17 protein-coding genes are annotated in these 20,174 nt (G+C 32.3%); 12 read left to right on the top strand and 5 right to left on the bottom strand.

The features are described from left to right. Window positions 1–194: 194 nt before the first annotated feature. Both rpsD and ACZ267_RS09670 read right to left on the bottom strand, forming a co-directional pair. A complete protein-coding gene (gene rpsD, locus ACZ267_RS09675; protein WP_002467124.1) occupies window positions 195–797 on the bottom strand; it encodes a 30S ribosomal protein S4 in 603 nt (200 codons plus the stop codon). Between the two features lie 228 nt (window positions 798–1,025). Further along, a complete protein-coding gene (locus ACZ267_RS09670; protein WP_002467125.1) occupies window positions 1,026–1,490 on the bottom strand; it encodes a GAF domain-containing protein in 465 nt (154 codons plus the stop codon). Window positions 1,491–1,625: 135 nt separating this feature from the next. Between ACZ267_RS09670 and ezrA the strand changes: the two genes are divergently transcribed. The 7 genes from ezrA to ACZ267_RS09635 all read left to right on the top strand — a co-directional run bounded on the left by ezrA (window position 1,626) and on the right by ACZ267_RS09635 (window position 9,890). Further along, on the top strand, window positions 1,626–3,320 hold the full coding sequence (gene ezrA, locus ACZ267_RS09665) for a septation ring formation regulator EzrA (protein ID WP_002467127.1): 1,695 nt from the start codon (window positions 1,626–1,628) through the stop codon (window positions 3,318–3,320). A 258-nt stretch (window positions 3,321–3,578) separates the two neighbouring features. Then, complete coding sequence (locus ACZ267_RS09660; RefSeq protein ID WP_019235951.1) at window positions 3,579–4,718, top strand: cysteine desulfurase family protein; 1,140 nt, start codon at window positions 3,579–3,581, stop codon at window positions 4,716–4,718. After that, on the top strand, window positions 4,718–5,941 hold the full coding sequence (gene thiI, locus ACZ267_RS09655; RefSeq protein ID WP_079449147.1) for a tRNA uracil 4-sulfurtransferase ThiI: 1,224 nt from the start codon (window positions 4,718–4,720) through the stop codon (window positions 5,939–5,941). Before ACZ267_RS09660 ends, thiI begins: the two co-directional genes overlap by 1 nt. Before the next feature lie 25 nt (window positions 5,942–5,966). Continuing rightward, entirely contained in the window at window positions 5,967–6,743 is a 777-nt protein-coding gene (locus ACZ267_RS09650; protein ID WP_002466568.1) for a sulfite exporter TauE/SafE family protein, read from the top strand. Between the two features lie 231 nt (window positions 6,744–6,974). Beyond that, window positions 6,975–7,469: a thiol peroxidase gene (gene tpx, locus ACZ267_RS09645; protein WP_002466570.1), complete on the top strand. Its 495-nt coding sequence runs from the start codon at window positions 6,975–6,977 to the stop codon at window positions 7,467–7,469. 147 nt (window positions 7,470–7,616) lie between these two features. Beyond that, window positions 7,617–8,564: a class I SAM-dependent methyltransferase gene (locus tag ACZ267_RS09640; protein WP_015364910.1), complete on the top strand. Its 948-nt coding sequence runs from the start codon at window positions 7,617–7,619 to the stop codon at window positions 8,562–8,564. Window positions 8,565–8,651: 87 nt separating this feature from the next. Beyond that, window positions 8,652–9,890: an acetate kinase gene (locus ACZ267_RS09635; protein ID WP_002466572.1), complete on the top strand. Its 1,239-nt coding sequence runs from the start codon at window positions 8,652–8,654 to the stop codon at window positions 9,888–9,890. A 202-nt stretch (window positions 9,891–10,092) separates the two neighbouring features. Here ACZ267_RS09635 and ACZ267_RS09630 read toward each other — a convergent pair whose 3' ends face one another. Beyond that, the gene (locus ACZ267_RS09630; protein WP_002452204.1) at window positions 10,093–10,593 is read right to left on the bottom strand and encodes a universal stress protein; all 501 of its coding nucleotides are present in this window, start codon (window positions 10,591–10,593) and stop codon (window positions 10,093–10,095) included. Window positions 10,594–10,746: 153 nt separating this feature from the next. On the opposite strand from ACZ267_RS09630, the gene ald reads away from it, so the two are divergent. Next, window positions 10,747–11,862, top strand: coding sequence for an alanine dehydrogenase (gene ald / locus ACZ267_RS09625; protein ID WP_002466569.1), 1,116 nt, complete (start codon window positions 10,747–10,749; stop codon window positions 11,860–11,862). Between the two features lie 79 nt (window positions 11,863–11,941). Here ald and ACZ267_RS09620 read toward each other — a convergent pair whose 3' ends face one another. Further along, window positions 11,942–12,997: a M24 family metallopeptidase gene (locus tag ACZ267_RS09620; protein WP_015364911.1), complete on the bottom strand. Its 1,056-nt coding sequence runs from the start codon at window positions 12,995–12,997 to the stop codon at window positions 11,942–11,944. Window positions 12,998–13,143: 146 nt separating this feature from the next. On the opposite strand from ACZ267_RS09620, the gene ACZ267_RS09615 reads away from it, so the two are divergent. Continuing rightward, window positions 13,144–13,833 (top strand): metal-dependent hydrolase, encoded by a 690-nt coding sequence (locus ACZ267_RS09615; protein WP_002465955.1) that lies wholly within the window; start codon window positions 13,144–13,146, stop codon window positions 13,831–13,833. Window positions 13,834–13,982: 149 nt separating this feature from the next. Here ACZ267_RS09615 and ACZ267_RS09610 read toward each other — a convergent pair whose 3' ends face one another. Next, window positions 13,983–14,396, bottom strand: coding sequence for a universal stress protein (locus ACZ267_RS09610; protein WP_002452208.1), 414 nt, complete (start codon window positions 14,394–14,396; stop codon window positions 13,983–13,985). Window positions 14,397–14,599: 203 nt separating this feature from the next. Between ACZ267_RS09610 and ACZ267_RS09605 the strand changes: the two genes are divergently transcribed. Genes ACZ267_RS09605 through ACZ267_RS09595 form a run of 3 tightly spaced genes read left to right on the top strand, consistent with a single transcriptional unit; the run spans window position 14,600 to window position 20,090 of the window. Continuing rightward, a complete protein-coding gene (locus ACZ267_RS09605; protein ID WP_002465953.1) occupies window positions 14,600–15,898 on the top strand; it encodes a DRTGG domain-containing protein in 1,299 nt (432 codons plus the stop codon). A 28-nt stretch (window positions 15,899–15,926) separates the two neighbouring features. After that, on the top strand, window positions 15,927–16,868 hold the full coding sequence (locus ACZ267_RS09600) for a DHH family phosphoesterase (RefSeq protein ID WP_015364912.1): 942 nt from the start codon (window positions 15,927–15,929) through the stop codon (window positions 16,866–16,868). 27 nt (window positions 16,869–16,895) lie between these two features. Next, window positions 16,896–20,090, top strand: coding sequence for a DNA polymerase III subunit alpha (locus ACZ267_RS09595; protein WP_015364913.1), 3,195 nt, complete (start codon window positions 16,896–16,898; stop codon window positions 20,088–20,090). The last annotated feature ends 84 nt before the right edge of the window (window positions 20,091–20,174 follow it).

The following is a 20,174-nucleotide window of genomic DNA, read 5'->3' as shown; positions in this document are numbered from 1 at the left end:
TTTATGCATGAACTTTAGTTCATGTATACCGCTAAAGCTTAATTTGAACACATGAGTCAATACGCATGTGTAAGTCATCTACGCCTATATATGAATGTAACTTGACGTATATATCTATGTCCCAGCCTGTAATTATTTATGGAAATAAAAAAACACCCAATCTCCAAAGAGAAAGGGTGAAGAATATAAACATATTATCTTGAGTAGTACTCAACGATTAATTGTTCATTGATTTCAGCTGGTAACTCGCTACGTTCAGGGAAACGAACGAAAGTTCCTTTTAAGCTGTCTGCATCAAAGTTTAAATATTCAGGAACAAAGTTGTTGATTTCAACAGACTCAGTAATGATATTTAATTTTTGAGATTTTTCACGAACAGCGATTTCTTGACCAGGTTTTAATGAATATGATGGAATGTCTACACGACGGCCATCAACTTCGATATGACCATGGTTAACTAATTGACGTGCTTGACGACGAGTACGTGCTAAACCTAATGAGTAAACTACTGCGTCTAAACGACTAGCAAGTAAAATCATGAAGTTTTCACCATGTACACCGTATTGTTTAGCAGCGATGTCAAATGTGTTACGGAATTGACGTTCTGTCATTCCATATAAGTAACGTAATTTTTGTTTTTCACGTAATTGTAAACCATATTCTGATAATTTTTTACGTTGGTTTGGACCATGTTGTCCTGGTGCGTAAGGACGTTTTTCTAATTCTTTACCTGTACCGCTTAAAGAAATACCTAAGCGACGAGATTTTTTCCAGTTTGAACCTCTGAATCGAGCCATAATAAGACTCCTCCTTTTTCTTTTTTGTTGTTATGAATAAACAAAAAAGAGTGTTATATGCTTATTAAGATATGTTGTTTTATGTGTCTTCACCTTATAGCGACAGTTACACGGCACGTCCGCATTGGGAACAACATAGAGCTCAATAATATACAACTGCTATTTTCGTTAATTCACACAAACTTCATTGTAACAGTTTATGCGTAAGAGTCAATACTTTTAATTAAACTATTTAATTTGGTTTTCTATGATTGAAACCACTTTTTCTAATTCTTTGCGGTCTTCATCATTAAATCTGCTTTTTATTGGCGCATCAATATCTAAAACACCAATAATTTTATTGTCCTTATGTATTGGAATGACAATTTCAGAATTACTATTTGCATCGCAGGCAATGTGTCCAGGAAATTGGTGGACATCTTTAACAACTTGTGTTTCATTATTAGAGACTGCTGTACCACAAACTCCCTTACCAATTTGGATATGTACACAAGCAGGATGACCTTGGAAAGGACCTAAAATCAGTTCGTTATTTTCAATTAAGTAAAAACCAACCCAATTAACTTGGTCTAAGTGATCATTGAGAAGTGCAGATGTATTACTCAATATCGCTATTAAATTTGATTCATCCTCTATTAAGCTAATGAGTTGTTTTTGTAGTAAGTCATAATTTGTGTTTTTGATGTCTGACATAATGTCTCCCCTTAACCGTTATTTTATATAAGTATAAGGTGTTTAAAATATTCTATCAATAAATACATTTTCTGATTTAATGAGAAGACAAATTACGTTATAATATAGAGTGATAACATAGGAGGAGAAGTATATATGGTGTTATATATCATTTTAGCAATAATAGTTATAATATTGATTGCTGTGGGTATCATGTTCTATTTGCGATCGAATAAACGACAGCTCGTTGAAAAAGCTGAAGAACGTAAATTAGATATTGAAAAATTACCTTTTGATCAAAATATTAAAAAATTATCTAGTTTAAACCTAAAAGGTGAAACTAAAACGAAGTACGATGCAATGAAGAAAGACAACTTAGAAAATACTAATCAATACTTAGCTCCTGTTGAGGAAAAAATTCACAATGCCGAAGAACTTTTAGATAAGTTTAACTTTTCAGGTGCTCAAGCGGAAATTGATGATGCACATGAATTAATGGATCAATATGAAGCAAGTTATAATAATCAAGTTTCACAAGTTGATGAAATAGTTGCATTACATAAAGATAACGAATCATTATATGAAAAATGCAAAGTAGATCACCGCGAAATGAAGCGAGATATTTTAGCTAATCGTCACCAATACGGTGAAGCTGCTGGTCCATTAGAATCAGAAATTGAAAACTTTGAACCAAAGTTATCTCAATATGAAGTTTTAAAAGCAGACGGCAATTATGTTCAGGCGCATAACCATATTTCAGCGTTACATGAAGAAATGCAACAATTAAAAGAATATATGGAAGAAATTCCAGAATTAATTCGTGAAGCTCAAAAAGAACTTCCTGGTCAATTCCAAGATTTAAAATATGGTTGTAGAGATTTAAAAGTTGAAGGCTATGATTTAGATCATGTTAAAGTGGATGGCACTGTTCAAAGCCTTAAAACAGAATTGAGTTTCGTAGAACCAATGATTAGTAGATTGGAATTAAATGAAGCGAACGACAAACTTGAATATATCAATGATAAGTTAGATGAAATGTATGACTTAATCGAGCATGAAGTTAAGGCAAAGAATGAAGTTGAAGAAACTAAAGATGTTATCACCGATGACTTATTCAAAGCCAAAGATATGAATTATACATTAAAAACAGAAATTGAATATGTTCGTGAGAATTACTATATTAATGAATCAGATGTTCAAAGCGTCAGACAATTTGAAAATGAAATTCAAAATCTAATCTCAGTATACGATGAAATTCTTAAAGAAATGTCTAAATCCGCTGTTAGATACAGTGAAGTACAAGATAATTTACAATATTTAGAAGATCATGTAAGTGTGATTAATGAAAAGCAAGATAAATTACAAAACCATTTAATCCAATTACGTGAAGATGAAGCGGAAGCTGAAGATAACTTACTACGCGTACAATCTAAAAAAGAAGAGGTTTATCGACGCTTATTGGCTTCAAACTTAACAAGTGTGCCAGAACGCTTCATTATTATGAAGAATGAAATCGATTATGAGGTGCGTGAAGTTGATGAACAATTTAGTCAAAGACCAATTCACGTCAAACAATTAAAAGATAAAGTTGCTAAAATCGTCATTCAAATGAATACATTTGAAGATGAGGCGAACGATGTATTAATTAATGCAGTTTATGCTGAAAAATTAATTCAATATGGTAACAGATATCGTAAAGATCACCAAAGTGTTGATAAAAGCTTAAATGAAGCAGAACGTTTATTTAAAAACAATCGTTATAAGCGTTCTATTGAAATTTCAGAACAAGCACTTGAAAGTGTAGAACCCGGAATTACGAAACATATTGAAGAGCAAGTAATTAAATCATAACGATTTGAATTGATATCAAGACATGGTTTCCATTTTATTGGAAGTCATGTCTTTTATTTTTACAAAAAAATAGTATAATGCATGAGTATGCTTATTTAGAAAAGCTTTTTATTAGTTAAATAACGATATAATTATAGTTGAACTGAACAAATAATTCCGCATTGCATTCTCAAAATGTAAATAAACGATATTAAGAATATTTGGAAAGTAGTATATAGAATTAGCAAAGTAAAAAATGTAGAAAGTGAAGTGTTATCAGTGATTTATTTAGATAATGCAGCGACAACCAAAGTAGATCCAAGTGTCTTGAATTCATTTGTAAAGGTAAATGAAACACTTTATTATAATCCTAATAGTCCTCATCAAGCAGGCTTACAAGCAGAAAGATTATTGCAACAAGCGAAAGAACAAATTAATCAAGCACTTAGATTAAAAAACGCTTATGATATTATTTTTACAAGTGGTGCTACAGAATCTAATAATATAGCGCTAAAAGGAATAGCTTATCGCAAAAAAGATACAGCCAATGAAATCATTACATCAGTATTAGAACATCCTTCGGTATTAGAAGTAGTAAGATATTTAGCTGAAAAAGAAGGTTTCGTATTAAAATACGTCAATGTTAAATCAAATGGTCAGATAGATATTGAACATTTGAAATCCATCATGAATGAACGGGTAGGACTTGTGACATGTATGTATGTCAATAATATTATGGGGCAAATTCAACCAATACAACAAATTGTCAATGTGCTAAAAGATTACCCTAAAGTGCATTTTCACGTAGATGCAGTTCAAGCTTTAGGTAAAATACCATTAGATTTAGAAGGTATTGATAGTTTAAGTTTAAGTGGTCATAAATTTAACGGTTTAAAAGGACAAGGACTTTTAATCACAAGAACAGCACATAATATCGAACCCATTATACATGGTGGAGGACAAGAATTTGGTGTGCGCAGTGGTACAGTTAATTTACCTATGGCAGTATCTATGGTAAAAGCTATTAATAATGCAGTGAAACAGACGGATGAATTGCATCAGAAGTTGACGTCTTACCAACAACAAATTAGAGAGATGGTTCAATCTTATCCTGGTGTTAAAATAAACTCACCTAAAGATGCTGCTCCACAAATCATCAATATAGGATTTCCTGGCGTCAAAGGTGAAGTGTTAGTCAATGCATTCTCTAAACAAGATATTATGGTATCAACTACGAGCGCGTGCTCTTCAAAAAGAGGTAAGCTCAATGAAGTATTACTTGCAATGGGTATTTCAGAAAAACAAATTGAAGGAAGTATTAGGATATCAATGGGGCAAATGACTACACAAAAAGATATCGATAGCTTTAAAGAAAAATTTGAAATGATATATGAAGAAGTGAAGGAGTTGTTGAAGTAATGAAATATGACCATTTAATAGTTATATATGGTGAGTTAACACTTAAAGGTTCTAACCGTAAAAAATTTGTGAACCAATTAAAAACCAATGTGACACGAGCTTTAAAGCCCTTAGATGGATTCCATATTAAAGGTAAAAGAGATCGTATGTACATTGAGTTATTCGAAGAAGCGGACATTGATGAAATCATTCATCGATTATCCAAAGTCTATGGTATCAAATCAATAAGTCCAGTATTGAAAACAGAAAAGAATGATCAAGCCATGGCTGATGTCGCTGTACAATTAGCACAATCATTTGATAAGGGTTCAACATTTAAGATTGATGTTAAGCGATCAGATAAGTCCTATCCTAAAGATACTTATGAGCTACAACGAGAAATCGGTGGAGCGGTATTAAAAAATGTGGAAGGATTAACTGTAGATGTGAGACAACCACAACATGAAATTCGTGTAGAAGTACGTCTAGATGCAATCTATATATATGTGGAAGTCATTCAAGGATCTGGAGGTCTACCAGTAGGTACAGGCGGTAAGACCTTATTAATGTTATCTGGCGGTATAGATTCACCAGTTGCAGGTATGGAAGTAATGAAACGCGGCGTGACAATTGAAGCGATACATTTCCATAGTCCTCCATTTACGAGTGAAAAAGCTAAAGAGAAGGTAATAGAATTAACACGTATTATGTCTGAACGTGTTGGTCCAATTAAATTGCACATTGTACCTTTTACAGATTTACAAAAACAAATCAATAAGTCAGTTCATCCAAGATATACGATGACATCAACTCGTCGATTAATGATGAGAGTAGCAGATCAATTAGTCCATAAAATTGGCGCTTTAGGTATCGTTAACGGTGAAAACCTTGGGCAAGTAGCAAGTCAAACACTAAATAGTATGTATGCGATTAATCATGTTACATCAACACCAGTGTTACGACCTTTATTAACACTTGATAAGGAAGATATTGTAAAGAAAGCTAAAGAAATTGGTACATTTGAAGTTTCTATTCAACCTTATGAAGATTGTTGTACTATTTTTACACCTAAAAACCCAGTAACTGAACCAGACTTTAATAAAGTGATGGAATACGAAAGTGTGTTTAACTTTGATAGTATGGTAGATGATGCAGTTGAAAATATAGAAACAATTGTAGTAGATAAAAATTATAAATCTGAAAAAGATAAATCAACAGATGCTTTAATGGAAGATTTATTCTAATAAATAATCGCAAAGGGGTCATGACATGGATTGGGATATATATGTCATATTGATTATTGTTTTGTTTGGATTTTTAGCATCATTTATAGATTCAGTCGTTGGTGGTGGAGGATTAATTTCTACTCCAGCACTACTAGCAATAGGTCTCCCACCTGCTGTTGCATTGGGAACAAATAAATTAGCAAGTTCATTTGGGACGCTGACAAGTACTATCAAGTTTATTAGATCAGGTAATGTTGATTTAAAAATAGTGTCAAAATTGTTTCCATTTGTCCTAATAGCATCTTCAGGTGGTGCTTATTTAGCAACAATCCTACCTGCACACCTTTTAAAACCATTAATTATAGTTGCGTTGTCATTAGTATTTATTTATACGTTAGTTAAAAAAGATTGGGGTTCAATAAGAACATTCACCACCTTCACACCAATGAAAGCCGTGATGTTTTTCACAGCATATCTTATTATCGGTTTCTATGATGGGTTTATAGGCGGTGGTACAGGATCATTTATGTTATTTGTATTACTCATGTTTGGTTTTGATTTTTTAAGTGCAGCAGGCAATGCTAAAGTGCTTAATTTTGCATCCAATGTAGGGGCTTTAATACTATTTATGATATTAGGACAAGTTGATTATTTTTATGGACTAATTATGGCAGTCAGCATGATTATTGGTTCATACGTTGGTGCACAATTTGCTATAAGCAAAGGTGTAGGGTATGTTAAATTGCTATTTATAACAGTCACTGCAGTATTGATATTGAAAAATGCATATGACTACTTATTACCTATTTTCATAAATTAATATAATTAAAATAAAAGCAAATCTTTAATGAAGTTGATGTACTTAGACACTAGAACAATCAATTCATACAAAGGTTTGCTTTTTTATTAACAAATTGTAAGTTATTAAGTCAAAAATCATTTATCAATATATATAATGAATTTTTAAGATATAAAAGTTTAAAATTGAATTTGGTCATATTGATGTCGTATGATATTAATGGATGAAAAATATAAATAGGAGGTCATATTTATGACTGAAATTACATTTAAAAATAACCCGGTAACATTATCAGGACAACAAGTGAATGAAGGAGATGTTGCCCCAAATTTCACAGTACTAGATAACGATTTAAATCAAAAATCTTTAGATGACTATGCTAATAAGAAAAAATTGATTAGTGTTGTTCCATCAATCGATACTGGTGTATGTGATCAACAAACACGTAAATTTAATGAAGAAGCATCACAAGAAGATGGTGTTGTATTAACAATTTCAGTTGACCTACCATTTGCACAAAAAAGATGGTGTGCATCTAATGGCTTAGATAATGTAGTGACATTAAGCGACCATAGAGATTTATCATTTGGTGAAAACTTTGGTGTAGTTATGGAAGGAATGCGATTATTAGCGCGCTCCGTTTTCGTACTAGATCAAGACAACAAAGTGGTATATAAAGAAATTGTAAGTGAAGGTACAAACTTCCCAGATTTCGAAAAAGCTTTAGAAGCATATCAAAATTTATAAATTGAGATTTACAACTATTTGTCTAAAGGTGGAAACTTTTAGAATATAGTGTGAGAAATAAGCATCCATTGTTTTAACAAGTGATAATATGACAGCAACTGATTTCACTATGAAAGCGATGGATGCTTTTTATAGAGAGGGATTTAAATGGCAGAAGAAAATACGATTATGGAAAGATTATTCCATCATTTAGATGAAAAAGCGAAGACTTTAAACCAAGAAAATGGGCAAAGTTTTATAGAAAATCTAGGACTAGCGATGGAAGATATCTATACTAATCAACGAGAAATGTTAGAACAAGCTACACTTCAAGATAGAAGAAAGGCATTCCAATTTGCATATTTAAGTTTAATGCAAGAGGAAAATATACAGGCTAATCATCAAATTACACCAGATTCAATCGGTTTGATTTTAGGATTTTTAGTACAACGATTTACACAAGATAAAGAAGAGTTGCATGTTGTTGATATTGCAAGTGGTGCAGGCCATTTAAGTGCTGCTGTTAAGGAAGTATTAACTGAGACGACTATTATGCATCATCTTATTGAAGTAGATCCAGTGCTTTCTAGAGTGAGCGTCCATCTTGCAAATTATTTGGAAATACCTTTTGATGTATATCCACAAGATGCAATTATGCCATTACCATTAGAAGAATCTGATATTGTCATTGGTGATTTACCGATTGGCTATTATCCAGTAGACGAACGTAGTAAAGAAATGAAATTAGGTTTCGAAGAGGGGCATAGTTACTCCCATTACTTACTAATTGAACAAGCTGTTAATGCATTAAAAGGGGCAGGATATGCATTTTTAGTTGTTCCTAGTGAGTTGTTCTCAGGAGAACATGTGAAACAGTTAGAAAAATTCATTACTACAGAAACAGAAATGCAAGCATTTTTAAATCTACCACCTACGTTATTTAAAAATGAAAAAGCACGAAAATCTATACTTATATTACAGAAGAAAAAAGCAGAAGTAACAAAACCAGTTGAAGTGTTCTTAGCGAATATACCTGATTTTAAAAATCCACAACAATTCCAAGGTTTTATTACTGAATTAAATCAATGGATGGACACAAATCATACAAAAAAATAATCTGTAACAGTATAGAATTCAAACTGTATTAATGATAAAATAAAATGTGAAAAATATAACTAAACAAATGATGGAGGACAAAATCTTATGTCAAAATTAATTTTGGCGATTAATGCTGGTAGTTCATCTTTGAAATTCCAGCTTATTAGAATGCCTGAAGAAAAAACAGTAACAAAAGGCGTAGTAGAAAGAATTGGTATGGACGATTCTATTTTTACAATTCTTGTTGAAGGGGAAAAATTAACTGAAGTCAGAGATATTAAAGATCATGAAGAAGCAGTTAACTTGATGTTAGAGAAATTTAAAGAACATCACATTATCGAAGATATCAATGAGATTCAAGGTACAGGTCACCGAGTAGTGCACGGTGGTGAAACATTCCCTAAATCAGTAGTTGTGACTGATGAAGTTGAACAGCAAATTGAGGCATTAAGTGAACTAGCACCATTGCATAACCCTGCCAATTTAATGGGTATTAGAGCATTTAGAAAGTTATTACCTGATATCCCACACGTTGCTGTTTTTGATACATCTTTCCACCAAACTATGCCTGAACAAGCATATTTATATAGCTTGCCATATCGTTATTATGAAGATTATGGTATCCGTAAATATGGTTTCCATGGCACTAGTCATAAATATGTATCACGACGTGCTGCAGAAATATTAGGTAAACCAATTGAAGATTTACGTATTATTTCATGTCATATTGGTAACGGTGCTTCAATCGCTGCTATTGATGGCGGAGAGTCAATTGATACGTCAATGGGATTCACACCATTAGCAGGTGTTACTATGGGTACACGTTCAGGTAACTTAGATCCAGCTTTAATTCCATATATTATGGAAAAAACTGGTAAAAATGCTGATGAAGTACTTAATATCTTAAATAAAGAATCTGGTTTATTAGGTATTACTGGTACTTCAAGTGACTTACGTGATTTAACGGAAGAAGCTAAACATGGTCGTCATAGAGCGCGTGTAGCACTTGATTTATTTGCTTCTAAAATTCATAAATACATCGGTTCATATGCCGCAAGAATGCACGGTGTAGATGTCATTGTATTTACAGCAGGAATAGGTGAAAACTCTCATATTATTCGTGGTAAAGTATTAGAAGGCTTAGAATTTATGGGCGTTTATTGGGATCCTAAGAAAAATGAAAACCTCCATGGTGAAGAAGGAGATATTAACTATCCACATTCACCTGTTAAAGTACTTGTAGTACCTACAGATGAAGAAGTAATGATATCTAGAGATGTTATTAAATATGGTGGTTTAGAAACTGAAGAAACATCTTCAGATGAAAACGTTGAATCAAAATAGAAATTGCATAAAAAGGAGCGACATTGTCGTTCCTTTTTTTAGTTTGAAGAGATAATCAGATTTCGTATAGTGAAAGAACAGATAATTTAAATTAAATATTACGAAAAATAGAAGCAAACTTAAACAACATATTAAAAGGCCAGTAAATGATCTCATTTACTGGCACAAAAATGATTATTTCAATCACTATTTTTATTATTAATTAATTTGAATATCTTTCACGTAATTGTGGTGTAGCAACTTGAGGTTGGAAATCATTTGGCATTTCTTCAGTTCTTACTACTAGTACGTCACATGGTGCGTGTCTAACGATGGCTTCAGAAACAGAGCCTACGATAAAACGCTCAACGGCATTAAGACCTGACGTACCACTCATAATTAAGTCTGCACCAACTTCAGGTGCGATTTTTTTAGGGATAATTGCTTTTGGTGAACCAAATTCTAAACGCGTTTCAACGTTTGTAACACCAGCATTTGTAGCAACTTCTTTATAACCATTTAATAACTCTTCAGAGAAGTGTTTTGATTTTTCAGTAAATTGAGCATCATATACCTCATAAGAAGAATAAGTTCTTGAATCAATGACATTCACAATTGTTAGTTTAGCATCGTTACGTTTTGCTACGCCAACTGCTTTATTAAATGCCCATTCTGCTTCGTGTGAACCGTCGACTGCGATTAAAATATTTTTGTAAGTAATCATCGTCAGTACCCCTTTCGTCTTTTCTTACTTATATATTACCACATTTTTCAGAAAATATTACTCTAAAAATTAACATTTTTGTGTATTTTTGTAGGCGCTTTCATTTGTGTTTTAGTAGGCTTTCGCGTTACTATAATGGAGGAGGTGTGTGGAATGAAAATAGGTATTCCTAAAGAGATAAAAAACAATGAAAACAGAGTAAGTCTATCACCAAGCGGTGTACATGCCTTGGTTGAACAAGGACACACTGTTTTAGTTGAAACTAATGCTGGAATGGGCTCATACTTTGAAGATATAGATTATAAAGAAGCAGGAGCTGACATTGTTTCAGAAGCGTCACAAGTCTGGGATGTTGATATGGTCGTTAAAGTTAAAGAACCATTAGAAGAAGAATATCAATATTTCAAAGAGGGGCTAATTTTATTCACTTATTTACATTTAGCAAATGAAGAAAAACTTACACAAGCACTTGTAGATAATAAAGTGATTGGTATTGCTTATGAAACAGTACAATTGCCAGATCGATCATTACCATTGTTAAGTCCGATGAGCGAGGTTGCAGGTAGAATGGCAACACAAATCGGTGCTGAATTTTTACAAAAATTTAATGGTGGAATGGGTATCTTACTTGGTGGTGTACCAGGTGTACCTAAAGGTAAAGTAACAATTATTGGTGGAGGCCAAGCAGGTACAAATGCAGCTAAAATTGCATTAGGTTTAGGTGCTGATGTAACTGTATTAGACGTCAATCCTAAACGTTTACAAGAGTTAGATGATCTATTTAATGGTAGAGTGCATACCATTATGTCTAACCCATTAAATATTGAAATGTATGTTAAAGATAGTGATTTAGTAATAGGGGCAGTATTAATTCCTGGCGCTAAAGCACCAAATCTTGTAACAGAAGATATGATTAAACAAATGAAAAATGGTTCTGTAATTGTAGATATCGCAATTGACCAAGGTGGTATTTTTGAAACAACAGATAAAATTTCAACACATGATGATCCAACATATATCAAACATGGCGTTGTTCATTATGCAGTTGCTAATATGCCTGGTGCAGTACCACGTACATCTACATTAGCATTGAATAATGCTACATTACCTTTTGCTCAGATATTAGCAAACAAAGGCTATAGAGAGGCATTTAAATCTAACCATGCTTTATCTTTAGGTTTAAATACGTATAAAGGTCATGTAACACATCAAGGTGTTGCAGAAGCATTCAATATGAAATACACAACTGTTGAAGATGCATTAAAATAATCCAAAATCTTCAAAATATAAATAACGCCCTCAAATGTATCCAACTCATTTGAGGGCGTTAATAATATTTAAGACAGAATTATTTTTCGTAATGCGTTAAGATTTCACAACCGCTATCTGTAACTAAGATATCATCTTCAATACGAACACCAGCAACACCAGGAACGTAAATACCAGGTTCAATGGTAATGACCATTCCCGCTTCTAAAACATTATCGTTAGTGCTAGAAACATCTTGGTATTCATGTTCTTCTAAGCCTAAACCATGACCAAGACGATGAGGGAAGTAGTCGCCATAGCCCGATTGATCAATAATATCTCTCGCGATTTTATCTATTTCTTTTAATTTAACACCTGGACGAATAGCATCAATTGCTGATTTTTCAGCATCAAGAACAATATTATATATATCTAATGCTTCTTTGCTAGGTGTACCATATTGTACTGTTCTAGTCATGTCACTACAATAGTGATTATAGATGACACCTAAATCGAAGAGAACTAGCTCATTATTTTGTAATTGACGATTACCTGGAACACCATGTGGTGAAGCAGCGTGATCGCCAAATAATACCATAGTGTCAAAGCTCATTTCATTCACACCATATTTCTTAATTTCATTTTCAATATGATTTACAACTTCACGTTCACTGATTCCTTCTTTTAAATAGTTCACACCGATTTCAATACATTTATCTGCTAAATGAGCAGCATGCTTAATTTTTTCAATTTCATCAATTGACTTGATATTTCTTAAATTTTTAATTGTTTGGTCGATATCACCATATTGTTCAACATGAAATGCTTGTGTTATTTCACGTTGGCGTTTAACTGTTAAATGCTCACTTTCGATAAGCATATGTTGAAATGATTGTTGGTATAAATCGAAAGGATTTTCAGTGTCTAAATAACCTATAATTTGACCGTCAAAAGGAGATGCTTTAACTTCTTCAACTTCCATTTTAGGACAGAATAACACTGTTTCACCACTAGCTTGAATTAATAATGCAAATAATCTTTCGTGTGGTTCGCTACGATAGCCAGTAAAGTAATAGATGTTTAGTGGTGTAGTAATCCAAGCAGCATCAGCATTTTCTTTTTGTAGATAATTAATAATTTCATTGATTTTTGTCATGAAGTTTTTCCTCCTTAAAATGATTAACTTAATTTTATGCTAAAAAACAACATATTTCAAAGTTTGAATCATTCCTTTACTTTCGTGTTATAAAACATAGTTGCTAGGGTATAATAAGCATATAAACGATTAGGAGGGCTAAGATAATGAAACTTTCATTTCATGGTCAATCAACAATTTATTTTGAAGGAAACGGTAAAAAAGTCATTGTAGATCCTTTTATTTCAGGAAATGATAAATGTGATTTAGATGAACAAAGATTAGATGTAGATTATATTATTTTAACTCATGGTCATGAAGACCACTTTGGCGATGTAGTAGAATTAGCTAATAGAAATCACGCTACAGTTATCGGTTGCGCAGAAATTGCTGGATATTTAAGCACTTATCATGGTGTAGAAAATGTAAGAGGTATGAACATTGGTGGTAAAGCTGAATTAGATTTCGGTAGCGTTAAATACGTACAAGCTTTCCATAGTTCAAGTTATACACATGAAAATGGTATTCCTGTATATTTAGGTATGCCAATGGGTGTTGTAATTGAAGCAGAAGGTAAAACTATTTACCATACAGGAGATACAGGTCTATTTAGTGATATGGAATTAATAGCTAAACGACATCCTGTAGATGTATGCTTTATCCCAATTGGTGATAATTTCACAATGGGCATAGATGATGCAGCTTATGCTATAAATGAATTCATTAAGCCTAGCATTTCAGTACCAGTTCATTACAATACTTTCCCATTAATTGAACAAGATCCAGAGCAATTTAAAGATGCAGTTAAAGTAGGGGAAGTTCAAATATTAGAGCCAGGACAAGAGGTTCAATTCTAGTCAATTTTGTCGGAGCAGGACGGAAATAAATTTTATTAAAATGTTATTTCCGTCCCGCTCTTATTTTTCAGTAAATAAAAAACACTAATTATCTAGTAAAGACGAGTAAGTCTTTATAGATAACTAGTGTAAATGAGTTAAGTAAGATATTATTTTACGATAAGCACAGGGATAGTTGCTCGTTTAGCAACTTTGTGACTTACGCTACCAAGAACGAATTTTTTCTTTTCTTCAGCTTTGCGGTTACTTAAAACCACGATTTCATATTTACCGCTATTTGCATGTTTGAGCAGTTCTTCTTTAGCATTACCACGAACAATAATTTGATCGTAATCAATACCATAGCTTTCTAATATGTTACGTGTTTTTTCTAAACGTTTACTACGTTCTTCGGTAATTTTGTCTAAATGAACACCAGCTTTGATAGATGCTTGAGCATCTTGTTCATTAATAGCATTTAAAATAGTGACTACCGCGTCATCTGCAGCAAGTTTAGATACTTCTTCTAAAGCTTTTTCATTTTTTAATTGAGTGTCTACACCTAGTAAAATCTTTTTATACATAAGTCCACCCCTCCTCAATTCCATTCTAATAAAAAAAGATGGATATTTCCATTTAAATTAAAAGGTTTTTTAATAAAATTACCATTTTACAAAAGTTGTAAATTTAATATTAGGGTTTTGAATATTTAGGAGTGTGCGTCAATGACTTTTTTTGATTAAAAAGTTATAATAGGCATAACATTGTTCTAAGAAGAGGTAACGTAATGACTAAACATGAACAAATTTTAAAACATATTGAATCATTAGCAATTGGTTCAAAAATTTCAGTTAGAAAAATCGCCAAAGATTTAGCTGTTTCTGAAGGTACAGCCTATAGAGCAATTAAGGATGCGGGGCAGATAGGATTAGTTACAACTATTGATAGAGTGGGGACCGTTAGGATTGAAAAACGAAATCGAGATGAAATAGATAATTTAACATTTAATGAAATTGCCAATATTGTTGAAGGCCAAATTATTGCCGGTAAGAATGGCGTCAATAAAACAGTCTCAAACTTTGCCATTGGTGCTATGGAATTAAGTGATATCTTAAGATATATTGGACCACAAACTTTATTAATTATAGGAAATAGAAGAAATGTACAACTCGAAGTATTGAAACGTGGTACAGCCATTTTAATTACAGGTGGATTTCAGCCAACAAAAGAAGTCATTCAGTATGCTGATGAGCATGACTTACCAGTATTATCATCTAGCTATGATACGTTCTTAGTTGCAAATATTATTAACCGCGCTATGTTCAATCAAAAAATCCGGAAAGAAATTTTAGTGGTAGAAGATATTGTGAAACCAATAAACGAACTTTCTGTATTATTAAACACGATGACTTTGGATGATTATAAACAAATCGCGAATGAAACAGGTCATACACGTTTTCCTGTTGTGAATAAAGATTACAAGTTAGTAGGTATAGTAACCAGTAGAGAAATTATTAATATGAGCGACAATGATATGATTGAAGATGTTATGACGAAACATCCAATTAGTGTTAAATTGTCAAACACAGTCGCGAGTTGTGCACATTTATTAATCTGGGAAGGTATTGAATTACTACCAGTTACTGATAATAATAAAAAAGCAGTCGGCGTTATCAATAGACAAGATGTATTGAAATCTATGCAATTATTAGGGAGACAACCACAAATTGGTGAAACGATTAATGATCAAATTGCCAAACATATAACTATTAATCATGATGGTATTCAAACTGATGTATCCCCATTATTAACTAATCATTATGGTACTTTAAGTAAAGCAGTATTTGTAGGAATCATTGAAGAAACTTTACGTCATGAGATGAGAAAATATAAAAAGGGTAATGTGATGATAGAAAGCTTAAATATCATTTACTTGAAAACAGTGCCGATTGAAACGGGTATTGATGTTAAATATGAAATGCTTGATGTAGGGAGATACTTTGCTAAATTAGAAGTGACGATGTACTGTCAGAATGAAAAAGTAGCGATTGCATCAGTTATATGTCAAATGTTTGAGGGATACTAATCAAAGATAAACTAGAGGAGTTAATAAAATGGAAACACTAATGAACGATATAATGAAAGAAATTGAATCAAATGAAACAATAATTATTCATCGACATGTAAGACCCGACCCAGATGCATATGGTTCACAATTAGGTTTGAAATATTATTTACAACTTAAATTTCCTGATAAACATATATTTGCAGTGGGTGAGGAAGAAGCGTCACTTAATTTTATAGGGACATTTGATCACGTAGAGGACAACACTTATAAAGAAGCGCTTGTAATCGTATGTGATACTGCGAATGCGCCACGTGTGGATGACCAAAGGTTTAAATTAGGAAAGAAAGTATTGAAGATTGACCATCACCCAGCAGTAGATCAATACGGTGATATTAATTTAGTTAATACAGATGCTTCTTCTACAAGTGAGATCATTTACGATATGATTTCTCATTTCAATGATGAAAGTATCATTAATGAAGATGTCGCACGTGTACTATATCTAGGTATTGTAGGAGATACTGGCCGCTTCTTATTCGGTAATACAACACAACATACAATGGAAGTTGCAGGAAAACTACTTGGTTTCCCATTTGATCATAATGCTGAGCTCAATAAAATGTCTGAAAAGGACCCTCGCTTAATGCCATTTCAAGGTTATGTACTACAAAATTTCGAATTGCATAGTGATGGCTACTGCCAAGTCAAAATTACTAAAGATGTATTAGAGCAATATAAAATTAAAGCAAATGAAGCATCTCAATTTGTAAATACAGTAGCAGATATTCAAGGACTTAAAATCTGGATGTTTGGTGTAGACGAAGGAGATCAAATTCGATGTCGTTTACGCTCTAAAGGGCAATATGTCATTAATGATATAGCAAATGATTTTGGTGGTGGCGGTCATCCTAATGCCTCAGGTGTCTCAGTATATAGTTGGGAAGAATTTGATGCATTAGCACACGCTTTACGTCAAAAGCTTAATTAAATAAAAAAAGAAAGGAGTCATACAAACATGGTTGCATATTTAAATATTCATACGTCATACGATTTATTAAATTCTAGCTTAAGAATATCGGATGTCGTTAAAAAAGCTAAGAACGAAGGCATTGAACACCTTGCAATCACAGATACTAATGTTTTGTATGGCTATCCTAAATTTTATGATGCGTGTTTAGAAGCGGGGATACACCCCGTTTTTGGTATGACCGTCTATTTAACTGATGGGTTGTATCAATTGGAGACTGTACTATTGGCACAAAATAATGATGGCTTAAAAGATTTATATCAATTATCATCAGCGATTAAAATGAAAGAAAAAGAAGATATTCCTATTGAGTGGTTGAAACGTTATGCAAATCATCTCGTCATCATATTTAAAAGTGCCGAAGAACATCATTTACAATTTATTGATGCTTTTAATGATAAAGAACATGTCTATCTTAACCAAGATTGTATTGCGATTAATCATAGATCGTTTGTTTGGTTGAATACCATGCGTTATTTAAATAATGAAGATGCCGATACGATTTCAGCACTTCAAGCCATTAAAGAAAATAGTAAATTAGATTTAGTAGCTGAACAAGAAGATTACCATGAACATGTATTTAATAAAAATGAACTTCGAAATTTGGAATGTAGTGACGAATTAATTGTTAATACTGACAAAATTGCACAAATGTGTACCGCAGAGTTAAATTATCATCAATCTTTATTACCTCAGTTCCAAACGCCTAATGGTGAAACTTCTAAAATATACTTATGGCAGAAACTTGAAGATCAGTTAAATCATTTAAATTTGAAACAACCAGAATATTGGAAAAGATTAAAACATGAGTATGACATTATCACAAATATGGGCTTTGAAGATTATTTCTTAATCGTAAGTGATTTAATTCATTATGCTAAAACACATGATGTGATGGTTGGACCAGGGCGTGGATCTTCAGCAGGCTCATTGGTAAGTTATCTACTTGGTATTACAACAATAGATCCTATAAGATTTAATTTACTTTTTGAACGTTTTTTAAATCCCGAACGAGTAACGATGCCTGATATTGATATTGATTTTGAAGATACACGACGTGAAAAAGTCATTCAATATGTTCAAGAAAAATATGGTCAATTACATGTTTCCGGAATTGTAACATTTGGTCATTTACTTGCAAGAGCTGTTGCACGAGACGTGGGACGTATTATGGGGTTTGATGAAATAACGCTAAATGAAATTTCTAAATTAATCCCACATAAATTAGGAATCACTTTAGAAGAAGCTTATCAAAATGATGAATTCAAACAATTTGTTCATCGTAATTATCGTCATGAACGATGGTTTGAAATATGTAAAAAGTTAGAAGGTCTACCAAGACATACGTCAACTCACGCAGCAGGGATTATTATTAATGATCATGCTTTGTATGAGTATGCACCTTTGACCTTAGGAGATACAGGATTACTAACACAATGGACAATGACTGAAGCTGAACGCATTGGTTTATTAAAAATTGACTTTTTAGGTTTAAGAAATCTATCCATCATTCATCAAATTATCAATCAAGTTAAAAAGGATTTGAATATCAACATTGAAATAGAACGTATACCTTTTGACGATCCAAAAGTTTTTGAATTATTGTCTCAAGGAGATACGACTGGTATTTTCCAATTAGAGTCAGATGGCGTACGCCGAGTATTGAAAAAGTTAAAACCTGAACATTTCGAAGATATCGTTGCTGTTACTTCGTTATATAGACCTGGACCTATGGAAGAAATTCCAACTTATATTACACGAAGACATGACCCATCAAAAGTTGAATATTTACACAAAGACTTAGCACCTATTTTGAAAAATACCTATGGCGTTATTATTTATCAAGAGCAAATTATGCAAATCGCTAGTCAATTTGCCAACTTTAGTTATGGTGAAGCAGATATTTTAAGACGTGCAATGAGTAAAAAGAATAGAGCCGTACTTGAAAGTGAAAGACAGCACTTTGTTGATGGTGCTAAACAAAATGGCTACGACGAATATATGAGTAAACAAATTTTTGATTTAATATTAAAATTTGCTGATTATGGTTTTCCTAGAGCACATGCAGTTAGTTATTCGAAAATCGCTTATATAATGAGTTATTTAAAAGTGCATTATCCTAATTATTTCTATGCCAATATATTAAGTAATGTAATTGGCAGTGAGAAAAAAACAGCTGCTATGATTGATGAGGCTAAACATCAGAGTATTACGATACTACCACCCAATATAAACGAAAGTCATTGGTTCTATAAAGCAACAAGCGATGGTATCTATTTATCACTAGGTGCTATTAAAGGTGCGGGATATCAAAGTGTGAAACTGATCGTAGACGAAAGATATCAAAATGGTGACTTTAAAGATTTCTTTGATTTTGCAAGACGATTACCTAAAAGAGTAAAAACCCGAAAATTATTAGAATCTTTAATTTTAGTGGGTGCCTTTGATATATTCGGTAAAAATCGAGCTACTTTATTACATTCAATTGACCAAGTCATTGATCAAGTAACCGATATAGAACAAGATGATATGTTATTCGATTTCTTCACACCAAAACAATCTTATGAAGAAAAAGAAGAATTACCAGATCAATTAATAAGTGAATATGAAAAAGAATACTTAGGATTTTATATCTCTAAGCACCCTGTAGAGAAAGAATTTAACAAGAAACAATATTTAACGATATACAAATTAAGTAATGCCAAAAACCATCAGCCTATTTTAGTGCAGTTTGATCAAATTAAACGAATTAGAACAAAGAATGGTCAAAATATGGCATTCGTAACCTTGAATGATGGTATTCATTTACTGGATGGCGTCATATTTCCAAATCAATTTAAAAAATATGAACTTGATATATCTGAGGAACAAATTTATGTCGTTCAAGGAAAATTCGATAAACGAAATGGAAAAACGCAGTTGATTATCAATGATATTTATACAGAGGAAGCATTTGAATCATTGAAATTGAACCAAACCAAACAAATTATTGTTAGAAAAGTTGATCAAGTTGAAGGGTTCTATCAATATTTAGATCAGGAAAATATAGATCAATCCATTGAGGTTTTATCATTCAATGATCAAACAAATGAAATGTCAAGATTAGGTTATATTAAGAAAAATTCAGCTTTTTTAACTGATTTAGTTAAGTTATTTAAACCAAGTGATATCCGTTTTGTATAACTTTTATCTAGAATTGAATTGTGATATAGTAAACTGATGATTTATATTTTAATCATCAGTTTATTTTTATAATTGTTTTTTGTT

The sequence above is a fragment of the Staphylococcus sp. AC872 genome (assembly GCF_979255425.1).
Note: the sequence above shows the minus strand (reverse complement) of the source record. Positions and strands in the feature narration are given on the sequence as shown.

Coding starts and splice junctions, on each gene's coding strand:
- ACZ267_RS09605 (WP_002465953.1), top strand. CDS start 14,600: ATGACTAAACATGAACAAATTTTAAAACATATTGAATCATTAGCAATT.
- ACZ267_RS09640 (WP_015364910.1), top strand. CDS start 7,617: ATGGCAGAAGAAAATACGATTATGGAAAGATTATTCCATCATTTAGAT.
- ald (WP_002466569.1), top strand. CDS start 10,747: ATGAAAATAGGTATTCCTAAAGAGATAAAAAACAATGAAAACAGAGTA.
- rpsD (WP_002467124.1), bottom strand. CDS start 797: ATGGCTCGATTCAGAGGTTCAAACTGGAAAAAATCTCGTCGCTTAGGT.
- ACZ267_RS09620 (WP_015364911.1), bottom strand. CDS start 12,997: ATGACAAAAATCAATGAAATTATTAATTATCTACAAAAAGAAAATGCT.
- ezrA (WP_002467127.1), top strand. CDS start 1,626: ATGGTGTTATATATCATTTTAGCAATAATAGTTATAATATTGATTGCT.
- tpx (WP_002466570.1), top strand. CDS start 6,975: ATGACTGAAATTACATTTAAAAATAACCCGGTAACATTATCAGGACAA.
- thiI (WP_079449147.1), top strand. CDS start 4,718: ATGAAATATGACCATTTAATAGTTATATATGGTGAGTTAACACTTAAA.
- ACZ267_RS09600 (WP_015364912.1), top strand. CDS start 15,927: ATGGAAACACTAATGAACGATATAATGAAAGAAATTGAATCAAATGAA.
- ACZ267_RS09650 (WP_002466568.1), top strand. CDS start 5,967: ATGGATTGGGATATATATGTCATATTGATTATTGTTTTGTTTGGATTT.
- ACZ267_RS09635 (WP_002466572.1), top strand. CDS start 8,652: ATGTCAAAATTAATTTTGGCGATTAATGCTGGTAGTTCATCTTTGAAA.
- ACZ267_RS09610 (WP_002452208.1), bottom strand. CDS start 14,396: ATGTATAAAAAGATTTTACTAGGTGTAGACACTCAATTAAAAAATGAA.
- ACZ267_RS09630 (WP_002452204.1), bottom strand. CDS start 10,593: ATGATTACTTACAAAAATATTTTAATCGCAGTCGACGGTTCACACGAA.
- ACZ267_RS09670 (WP_002467125.1), bottom strand. CDS start 1,490: ATGTCAGACATCAAAAACACAAATTATGACTTACTACAAAAACAACTC.
- ACZ267_RS09615 (WP_002465955.1), top strand. CDS start 13,144: ATGAAACTTTCATTTCATGGTCAATCAACAATTTATTTTGAAGGAAAC.
- ACZ267_RS09595 (WP_015364913.1), top strand. CDS start 16,896: ATGGTTGCATATTTAAATATTCATACGTCATACGATTTATTAAATTCT.